The organism is Flavobacterium filum DSM 17961, assembly GCF_000425465.1.
Lineage (GTDB): Bacteria > Bacteroidota > Bacteroidia > Flavobacteriales > Flavobacteriaceae > Flavobacterium > Flavobacterium filum.
Window position 1 is genome coordinate 1 of record NZ_AUDM01000032.1, and the last position, 11,170, is coordinate 11,170.

The 11,170-nt window shown below is 34.0% G+C and carries 7 protein-coding genes; all 7 read left to right on the forward strand.

Annotated elements, in window-relative coordinates; genetic code table 11:
• The first annotated feature begins 119 nt into the window (after positions 1-119).
• The 7 genes from H601_RS0112575 to H601_RS0112605 all read left to right on the forward strand — a co-directional run bounded on the left by H601_RS0112575 (position 120) and on the right by H601_RS0112605 (position 11,073).
• A complete protein-coding gene (locus H601_RS0112575; RefSeq protein ID WP_156900405.1) occupies positions 120-347 on the forward strand; it encodes a hypothetical protein in 228 nt (75 codons plus the stop codon).
• Between the two features lie 117 nt (positions 348-464).
• The gene (locus H601_RS0112580) at positions 465-1,061 is read left to right on the forward strand and encodes a DUF6088 family protein (RefSeq protein WP_026711835.1); all 597 of its coding nucleotides are present in this window, start codon (positions 465-467) and stop codon (positions 1,059-1,061) included.
• Positions 1,062-1,064: 3 nt separating this feature from the next.
• Positions 1,065-2,072, forward strand: a complete 1,008-nt coding sequence (locus H601_RS0112585) for a nucleotidyl transferase AbiEii/AbiGii toxin family protein (protein WP_026711836.1) — start codon at positions 1,065-1,067, stop codon at positions 2,070-2,072.
• Positions 2,073-2,083: 11 nt separating this feature from the next.
• The gene (locus tag H601_RS0112590; RefSeq protein WP_026711837.1) at positions 2,084-5,269 is read left to right on the forward strand and encodes a type I restriction endonuclease subunit R; all 3,186 of its coding nucleotides are present in this window, start codon (positions 2,084-2,086) and stop codon (positions 5,267-5,269) included.
• 474 nt (positions 5,270-5,743) lie between these two features.
• On the forward strand, positions 5,744-7,336 hold the full coding sequence (locus tag H601_RS0112595) for a T9SS type A sorting domain-containing protein (RefSeq protein WP_026711838.1): 1,593 nt from the start codon (positions 5,744-5,746) through the stop codon (positions 7,334-7,336).
• A 7-nt stretch (positions 7,337-7,343) separates the two neighbouring features.
• Positions 7,344-9,002: a hypothetical protein gene (locus H601_RS0112600; RefSeq protein ID WP_026711839.1), complete on the forward strand. Its 1,659-nt coding sequence runs from the start codon at positions 7,344-7,346 to the stop codon at positions 9,000-9,002.
• A gap of 67 nt (positions 9,003-9,069) precedes the next feature.
• Complete coding sequence (locus H601_RS0112605) at positions 9,070-11,073, forward strand: RHS repeat domain-containing protein (RefSeq protein ID WP_026711840.1); 2,004 nt, start codon at positions 9,070-9,072, stop codon at positions 11,071-11,073.
• Positions 11,074-11,170: the final 97 nt, after the last annotated feature.

An 11,170-nucleotide genomic window follows, 5' to 3' on the forward strand; every position in this document is an offset into this window, starting at 1 on the left:
GGTCAATTTGAACCGGAATTGGGTGGTCACTTTCAACCGAAATCAGGTGGTCACTTTAAATCGGAATTGGGTGGTCAATTTGACCGGAATTTGCAATAGCAATTAAAATGCTTAATGGTTTGCTGAAAAATAAAGAACGTTACAAAGCAATTCCTTTTACAGAAGAAGAAGATGAATTAATCTTAGATAAATTTTATGCCGATTCAAATCCAAACTGGTGTCACTTTGCTTCAAAAACATACACGCTTACGGAAGACAACGTGGCAAATTTAGGACAGTTTATTATAGAGAGATTGGAGGAAGATGGACTTTTGTCTATTTATAGAAAAGTGAATGAAGCCGTGTAGGCTCTGAAAGTGTAAATTTGTTTACAAATTTACACTTTCAGAATGAACAAAGCAAAAAAATATTTTTTTGTCACAAATATTTACTAAATTTGTGACATAACTAAGCATAAAAAAAGCGTGCAATCGTCACACAATCAAATAGAATCAAAGATTAAAAAATCATCTAAGGGTAAAATTTTTTTCGCAGATGATTTTGTAAAATTCGGCTCCTCAGAGAACATCCGAAAGGTATTGTCACGTTTAGAAAAAGAAGGATTACTCGAACGCTTAGCTCAGGGTATTTACTTAGTGCCCAAAAAAGATGAATTACTAGGCACGTTATACCCCACCATCGAAGAAATTGCCATTGAAATTGCAAAACGAGACAAAGCACGCATTGCTCCTACCGGCTCATTAGCGTTATACCAATTAGGAATTACTACTCAAATACCTTTAAAAGCGGTTTACCTAACTGATGGAGCACAACGAACCATTGCAATTGGCAACCGGACGATACAATTTAAAAAAACCACACCCCGTAATTTAGCCATCAAGGATCAATTATTAATGCTGATTACACAAGCACTCAAAGAAATCGGACAGCACAAAGTAACCGAAACACATTTGCAAAAATTAAAATCGTTTGCAAAACAACTTGACAATGATGTTTTAAAATCGCAATTGAAGTTTGCACCGGTTTGGGTACAGAAACGAATTTTAGAAGTAAGGAGCTAGACTATGTGGGTAAATCTAACAACGGAACAAAAACAAAATGTCATCACACAAACGGCCGTAAAAACCGGATTGCCTGCCTATGCCGTAGAAAAAGATGGTTGGGTTTGTATATTGTTGCAAGCTATTTTTCAATCCAAATATGCGGAACATATAATTTTCAAAGGCGGAACTTCACTAAGTAAAGCCTACAACATTATCAATCGTTTTTCGGAAGATGTAGATTTGATAATTGATAGAAATTTTTTAGGCTTTGAAGTATTACCTTCTAAAACATCAATCAAAAAATTACGAGCTGCGTCCGGTTCATTTATCATAAATGAATTTAGAGAAGAGTTAATCGAACAACTTTCAAAATTAGGAATCGACTCAACAACCTATGCAATTGAATATAACGAGAAAGTTGATGATACGAGTGATCCAAATACTTTAGAATTTTTTTACAATCCTGTTGTTGCAAACCCTAATAATTATATAAAACCTCGTGTATTAATCGAAATGGGGGCTCGTTCTCTTACGGAACCTACTGAAGAAAGAGAAGTAATTTCATTTATTGATCAGGAGTTTGCAAATTTGCCGTTCGCTCAAAAGTCAACAAAATTAAAAGTAGTAGTACCAACAAGAACTTTTATTGAAAAGGTATTGCTATTGCATGAAGAATTTTTAAAACCGGAAGGTCAAATAAGAAGTGAACGATTATCAAGACACTTGTATGATTTAGATCGATTAATGGATACGGAATATGCTCAAAATGCATATAATGATTTTGCACTTTTTAATATGATTGTAGAGCATAGAAAAACTGTTACGCCACTACGTAACATAACGTATGACAAACACAATAGAGATAGTTTGCAAATTATTCCCCCAAACTCGGTTTATAAAGATTGGGAGCAGGACTATAAAGTGATGCAAGAAAATATGATTGTTGGTGAATCCAAACCATTTTTAATACTTTTGGAGAGAATGCAAGAAATAATGAGTAATTTTAAGAATGCCGAAGAAAAGATTTAAGCGATAAAAAAATGAAATTCACCGAATCACAACTAGAACAAGCATTTATAGACTTGCTGAAAGCCGAAGATATTAATCATTCGGTAGGTGGAGCGATTCGTAAAAGTGAATTTCAAGGTGTGCAAGAACCGCCAACAGTTTATGGTCATATCGCAACCGAAAAAGTAATTCTGGAGGATGATTTTCGCTATTTTTTAAAATCGAATTATGCTGCTGAAAAAATCACCGAAAATGAAATTCTAACCATTATTCGGGATTTAGACCGTCTTCCCTCTTCTGATTTATACGAAAGCAATAAATCATTTATGAAAATGGTGAGCGATGGTTTCCTACTTAAACGAGAAGATCGAAACCAAAAAGATATTTATATCCAGTTAATTGATTACTCCGAAAAAGATAATAATACCTATAAAATCGTCAATCAATTAGCCATCAAAGGCTATGAAATGCGGATTCCCGATTTGATTTTTTACATCAATGGTTTGCCTTTGGTTGTGTTTGAATTTAAAACGGCTATTCAGGAAAACACAACCTTGCATGAAGCCTATGTTCAGTTAACCACTCGCTACCAAAGAGACATTCCTGAACTATTCAAATACAATGCATTTTGTGTCATTAGTGATGGTGCTAATACAAAATCCGGTTCCTTTTTTGCAGCTTATGAATTTTATTATGCTTGGCGAAAAGTAGAAGGAATGGCCAATGAAGTAGATGGAATCGATTCTATGTTTACACTGATTCAAGGGATGTTCAATCGAAAAAGAATTCGTGAAATCATTCAGCATTTTATTTACATCCCGGACAGTTCCAAAAAGAATGAAAAAATATTGTGTCGCTATCCACAATATTATGCTGCCACAAAGTTATGTGACAATATCAAACGTAATCAGAAACCATTAGGTAATGGTAAAGGCGGAACGTATTTTGGTACAACCGGATGCGGAAAAAGTTACACTATGTTGTTTTTAACTCGGTTACTGATGAAAAGCAAACACTTTGCCAGTCCAACCATTGTGCTTATCACTGACCGAACCGATTTAGACGATCAACTTTCGGGGCAATTTACGGATGCAAAAGGATTTGTAGGTGATGAAACTATCATTAGTGTCGAAAGCCGAAGCCAATTAAGAGAACTTCTGCGAGGTAGAAATAGCGGTGGTGTTTTTTTGACCACGATTCATAAATTTACCGAAGATACGCATCTACTAACCGATAGAACCAATGTGATTTGTATTTCAGATGAAGCCCATCGAAGTCAAACCAATCTTAATCAAAAAGTAGTAATTTCTGAAAACGGAATAAAGAAAACCTTTGGCTTTGCAAAGTATTTACATGATTCGTTGCCCAATGCCACTTATGTTGGATTTACCGGAACGCCAATTGATGCTACACTTGATGTTTTTGGTGATATTATTGATTCTTATACCATGCGAGAATCGGTTGCCGATGAAATTACAGTTCCATTAGTGTATGAAGGACGTGCTGCTAAAGTAATGCTCCATCAAGAAAGACTCCAAGAAATTGAAAATTACTACGAGCAATGTGCGGAAGAAGGCAGCAATGAAAATCAAATTGAAGAAAGTAAAAAAGCCATGTCACAAATGAATGTGATTCTAGGCGATCCTTCCCGATTAACTGCCATTGCAGAAGATTTTGTGATGCATTATGAAAAAAGAATTGCAGAAAAAGCGACAGTTGCAGGAAAAGCAATGTTTGTTTGTAGTAGTCGAGAAATTGCGTATCAACTATACCAAAATATTTTAGCCCTACGTCCGGATTGGGGAGTTGTAAAAGAAGCCGAAAATCCTAAATTATTGAGCGAAAAAGAGAAAAGAGAATTATTACCGATTGAGCAAATTAAAATGGTAATGACAAGAGGGAAAGATGATAAAAAAGAACTTTACGATTTGCTGGGAACAAAAGAATACAGAAAAGAACTAGACAGACAGTTTAAATTTGAAAATTCCAATTTTAAAATTGCCATTGTTGTCGATATGTGGCTTACTGGTTTTGATGTACCTTTCTTAGATACCATATATATTGATAAACCTATCCAAAGACACAATTTGATTCAAACTATTTCAAGAGTTAACCGTAAATTCAAAGAAAAGAAAAAAGGATTGATAGTCGATTATATCGGTATTAAAAAGCAAATGAATCTTGCATTGGCTCATTACAATTCCAATCAAGAAACTAGCATTGAAGAAGTAGAACAATCAGCCAATACAGTTAAAAATCAACTAGATCTATTGGCAAAAATTTTTCATCGCTTTGACGACACAAAATACTTTAATGGTTCTCCATTAGAACAACTAATTACTTTGAACAAAGCAGCAGAATATGTACAAATGACAAAGGATTTAGAAATCCGATTTATGAATATTGTCAAACGATTGAAAGCTGCATTTGATTTATGTTCTGGTAGTGAACTGATTTCAGAAAATGAAAAAGATAAAATTCATTTCTATTTGGCAGTTCGTTCGATCATTTACAAACTAACAAAAGGCACAGCACCCGATTCGGCTCAAATGAATGAAAAAGTACGAATCATGATTCAGCAAGCCATTGAAAGTGATGGCGTGCAGGAAATTTTTAAATTAGGTGAAGACGATGCAAACGAAATTGACCTGTTTTCAGACGATTATTTGGCAAAATTAGATAAAATTAAACTTCCTCACACCAAGTTTAAACTATTGCAAAAACTATTGCAACAAGCGATTGATAAAATGAAAAGAGTCAATAAAATTGCAAGTATTGATTTTTCAAAACGTTTAGAATTCATTGTTCAAAAATACAATGAGCGAGATGAAAACGATGTTTTGCAAAGTATCGTTTTAGAGGATTTCACCAATGAAATCATGGATTTGTATTTTGCAATGAAAACAGAAAATCAATCAATCATTGCATTGGGTGTTGACATAGAAGAAAAGGCATTTTATGACATTCTAAAAATGCTAACGGTAAAATATGACTTCCTTTATCCTGATGAAAAATTAATTCATCTTGCAAAACTCGTGAAAGAAGTAGTTGACGACAAAACCAAATACACTGATTGGAGCAAACGTGAAGATATAAAAGCAGAACTAAAAGTAGATTTAATAATTCTTCTAGCTTATAACGATTATCCTCCAATTGATCGTGACGAGGTATATAAAGAAATTTTTGAACAGGCGGAGAATTATAGGAAGTATAATTAAATTAGGCTAACTGAAAAATAAAAGAATCTTCAAATAAAAACGCTTTAAAGCCTCAACTTGTTAGTCATTTTTAACACTAACATGAGTTTGAATCAGAGAATTTATATCTAGTTCTTAATAAACCGTTCACCCAAACCACTAAAATCCCTAAACAAAATATCACTAAATTTAGTGAGATAAAAAATCCCTATAAATAGGGATTGACTGCTGTATTTTTTTTGCTTAATCTTGAAAATAGAATTTTATTGTAAGATTTATTAACACAACATTAATAATCAATTGCAATAAATTTTATCTGAATTTCTCACTTTTACATGAAATCCGGTGTACGTTTTTGGAAGCTAATACAAAAATAATTTCAAACTATTTTACAGATTTTCTGTAAAAAGTTTCAAAAAGGCTTTCATACTTTTATCCTAAAGTGCTGAAAATTAAATAATGGTTTAAAAAAAGAATTTAATTCCTAATCGCTATATGAAACAACACATTACTTCTTTTTGTTATGCCTTAGTTGTGCTGCTTTGGTGTACTTCAGTTTACTCCCAAGACATTATTTGGGAAAAATCTTTAGGTGGCAAACATGCCGATTATTTATTTGATGCTGTACCCACGGCAGATTATGGCTTTCTTCTAGCGGGTAGTTCTCTTTCAGGAAAAACCGGAAGAAAAACAGACAAAAGCAATGGCGATTTAGATTACTGGCTTTGGAAAATGAATGAAGAGGGAGAACAGGAATGGCAAAAAAGCTTTGGTGGAAACAAATCCGATATTCTTCAATCGCTAGTGTTGACCAAAGATGCCGGTTTTTTATTGGTTGGCACCTCTGATTCAGACAAGAGTTTTCTTAAAAAAGATAGTTGTAGAGGAAATACTGATATATGGATCATTAAATTAAATGCACTAGGAGGTGAAGAATGGCAAAAAACCATTGGAGGAGCTTCACAAGAGTTAGTAAGCAGTGTTAAACAAACCCCGGACGGCGGATTTATTATTGCGGCCACTTCGAGTTCTGATAAATCAGCAGAGAAAGAAAAAGACAGTTTTGGAGGGTTAGATTATTGGATAATTAAAATAGACAGTAAAGGCAAAATAGAATGGCAACACACCTATGGCGGATTGTATAATGACATTGTAAAGAAAGTCGTTTGCTCCCCCGATGGTGGCTATTTGGTAGGCGGCTACTCTAATTCGCCTGAATCTGGTACAAAAACGGAGAAAAACTATGGTATTGGTGATTATTGGTTATTAAAATTAGATGATAAAGGCATAATTGTTTGGCAAAAGACACTTGGCGGAGACAAAGATGACCAATTACATGACTTGATTGTAACCAAAAATGGAGATTATCTTATTGGCGGAAATTCAAACTCGGGAGTATCGAATTACAAAAAAGAAAGCAACCGGTCGGGTACTGATTTCTGGGTCATTAGAATGGATAAAGAAGGTGAGTTAATTTGGCAACAAACCTACAATTTTGGCAAGCAAGATATTTTATCTTCTTTGATTGAGGAGGAAGATGAATCCATCGTTATTGGCGGTTATGCAAAAGGCGTTACTACAGGTAAGAAAAAACAAGAAGGAGAGGTAAATGATTATGCCATAATTAAAGTAAAACCTGATGGCGAAGAAATTTGGAAACGTACTTTAGGTAGCACCGGAGAGGAAATGATGCAAAAAGTAATTCTGACTAGAGACGGTGGTTATCTGTTAACCGGGACTTCAAACGGAAAAGCTTCGGGAGATAAAAAAGGACACGTTGGCAACAACGATTTTTGGGTAGTTAAACTCAAAGATGAAAAGAAACCCAAGAAAGAGAAAGCCTCTATTGAAGCCTTTCCTAACCCAGTGGTACAGTTTACCAATGTAATTATTGGCTATGAATACGAAAAAGGCACTTGTGCAGTATATGATTTAGGAGGCAGACAACTGCAAAGTTTTGACATTGCCAAAGAGCGAACCATTCCGGTGGATTTAAGTGGATTACCCGAAGGCATTTATGTCATTGAAATCAACACCGAGAAAAGAAAAGACGGGATTAAAATCATGAAAAGTTTCAACCAAAAATAGTAGCAAAATGAATAAGACAATAGTTATATTAATTTTTTCATTCTTAAGCATTCAATTAATTGCACAAGATAATACATCTGAATCAGGAGGATATAATTATGCCGGAGAAATCAACAATTTATTGAACTTCCCAAAATCACCTGAGGCGGAAGCTTTTGAAAAATACGGTAACTCACAGATAAATTTATATACCGGTAAACCCAACATTGATATTCCTTTGCATGTTTTACAAGGAAAAGAATACAACATACCTATATCACTATCCTATGATGCCGGTGGAATAAAAGTAAACCAAGTAGCTACAAATGTTGGATTGGGTTGGAATCTAGTGTGTGGTGGTAGAATCTCGGTTATGGTGAATGGATTGCCGGATTATGGTGCCACAGCTAATTCACCAAAAAACCCTCAAATTAGAGAAAAAATAAATCAATATACTGCTAACAGACATTCTTTTGCTACGATGAATGATGCACAAGAATACGCATTATTTTTGAGAAGTGCAGGTGAAGGCGATATTGATACACAATATGATTACTACAGTATTAACATTGGAAACATTAACGACTATATCATTTTTGATTCACAAACATATTCACCACGTGCATTAAAAAACCCAAGATTAATAGTAAATGGCGATCCAACAACTGGATGGATTATAATAGATGAAGATGGAACAAAATACTTTTTTGGACAAACACAATATAGTACTGAAAACACAACAACATTAGGAGATGATTCACAATTACAGGCTAAAAATCTTCATCAAAATTATGTCTCTTCATGGCTGATCACTCGAATAGAATCAAAAAACAGAAAAGATATTTTTACTTTCACTTATAACCAACATGAAATGATTGAACCTTTTAAGATTACTCTAGGTTCAAAATCAGCTACTCAAGCCTTTACAAATGTTACCAATACCAATTTCCCAATAAATTACAATTATCAGGTAAATCAATATTCAAAAACAACACAATCAATGATTGCTTCAATTTCACATAATAATGAAATAGTAGCACTTTTCTCGTATGACCCAAGAGAAGATATAATTTATGAAAACAATAATAATTTTACAGCATTAAAGCACATTGATTTTCCTTTTCAATGCGGCAACAAAGAAGTTGATTTTTCATATTCCTATTTTGGTTCTACTCAGGAAACGAATCCCGTTTTGAGATCAAAAAAAGTTAGATTAAAATTAGATGAACTAAAGATTAGCGGTTATAACAGTATTGGTGCATCTCAAACAGTTGTGCCAATTGAGGAACTGGAAGGAAAAGAAAAAAAATATAGCTTTGAATATATCCAACCAGAATCAGTTCCATCAATTGAATCATTTGGACAAGACTATTATGGATTATACAATGGAGCAAGTAGCAATTTGGACTTAATCCCAACGATGAATTTAGGATCAACAATTGTTCAAGGTGCTTTTAGAAAGCCTATTTTCCCAACAATGACCATAGGCACTTTGTATAAAATTACTTACCCAACTGGTGGGTATAGTATTTTTGAGTATGAACCGCATTCTGGTTTTGAAGAGGATTTTACAGGGTATGAAAGAGAATCAATAAGAACTGTAGCCAATGCATACACGCCACCTGGTTTTGGAAACAACGGAAGTGTAAGTAATTGTATGTTAGACACTTTAGGGGGGGCAAGCTAAAACAGATACAGTAACTTTTACAATAACTGAAAGTGATTTTCAAACCGTTTCTTATCATGAAGAGGGATTGACTCGATTTTCAAATTTTTATTTAATCACCAATGGTTATGCATTTATAAAAAGAATATCATTTACTGAAGAGTGTACAGATTGGGGAGAGCCATTTTGTTCAATTGAGTCTCATAACCATACAACTCCACAACAAGGTTCTACTTGTTTTATGGCAATTAGCCAATGTATTGATCCTTACATTGTTTTAAACACTATTAATGCAAATCAATTTTGTATTACAGATCCTATAACGCCAAATTATACAGGAGTTTACAATACAGGCGGTACTTTAGGATCTTGGTTTAGTCCTGGATATATTTTGTCTTTGAATAGTCCCGGAACGTATCAACTCACTCTTATAGGAATCCCTTCCAATGCAAATACCTCAGGGAATAGTGCGGTTATTTATCGGAAAGAATGGCACAATGAAAATATTTTTGAAAATATTGTTTCCGGTTTTAGAATTAAAAGTGTTAAAGATTACACGAACCTAGATGTATTATCAACGGAAAAAGTTTATCAATACACGCATGATTTTGAGGGTTTACATTCCTCTACCAAATTATTGGAAAAGAATAGAGGAATAAGTGTAAGCCAATCATATAAAAAGTCTTGTTATGTTACACAGCAAGGAACAAGCCTACAAGAAGGAATTGATCGACTATATAATATTGGGGCATATGAAGCAAATAGTTCTCAAGAAAATGTGGTTTATCGCTCTGTTTTTGAAATTCATAAAATAGACTCTATACAAATGGGTTACACTCATCATAAATTCAATGTTGGTCAATCAGGTTTCATTAGTTTGGGTGGTGCTGAGAAATATTATGAGCACAACGAAACTTTTGGAAAACCTACAGAAATTAGTACATACAGTAAAGATAATGAGCTAATAAATCAACAAAGAAATGAATACAGATATTTTAACGATAACTCTAACCAAAACTACACGACAAATACTGGTTTCTCAGTTAGAATTATTCCTGATTTAGGAGAAGGTAAAAGTCATTTAATCTTATACAAAAGACCTCAAATTCAAGATTATGGATTATTTTATTATCACCCTGAATGGGTAGGTTTGGCTATTGGTGGGGCTTTAAGTTGTACATTTCCTTCACCTTTAACTAGTTCAATAATCAATATGATAAAAGAGCAAATTTTAGAAACTGATGATATATTTGGTTATGACAACTATGGTGCTTATGACTATGAACTTGTTCCTCAATTTGCCACCTCAATCTTCGGTGCACAAATCAAAAAAACATCGATAGAATATCTCCCTAATGGTGAATTGGTAACCGAGCAAGAGTTTAGATATGATCAAAGTAATTATAATTTACTCAGAGAAACCAAAACTACTGACCTAAGCGATAATAGCACAATTAGTCAAGTAAACTATTATCCCTCAGATTACATACAATACGATTCTATGATTGGTGATAATCGGTTAACAGAGGTCATCAAAACAGAAACCTATCGAAATGGTGAACTCTTACAAGTGAGAGAAAATGAATATGCAAACCATGTGAATGGTTGGTTTCCATCGGTGGTAAAAATTGCTAAAGGTGAGCAAGATTTAGAACCAAGAATGTTTATTAAATATGACTATGCCGGTAATATTATTGAAATCAAAAATTCAGAAGACCCAACTAGTGAAACAGTTGAAAGTTATATCTGGGGTTACAATAAAAAATATCCTGTTGCCAAAATAGCGGGAGTACAACACCAAAATATTCCTGCCAATCAAATTACAGCTATTGAAAATGTAACCGTTTATGATTGTGCTCCTGAATTGAATGCTAATTTGTTAACAGCATATCAAAATCTTCAGAATGCTCTTCCAACAGCTCAGATAACCTTTTATAGTTATCATGCCAACGGAAAGTTAAAAGCAATGACTTCCCCCAACGGTCAAACCATGTATTATCATTATGACGAGTTGCAACGCTTGGTGAAAGTAGTAGATCAATATGGGGCAATATTGTCTGAGAACGAATATAAATTCAGAACACAAAACTAAAACTGCAAATTCCGGTCAAATTGACCACCCAATTCCGATTTAAAGTGACCACCTGATTTCGGTTGAAAGTGACCACCCAATTCCGGTTCAAATTGAC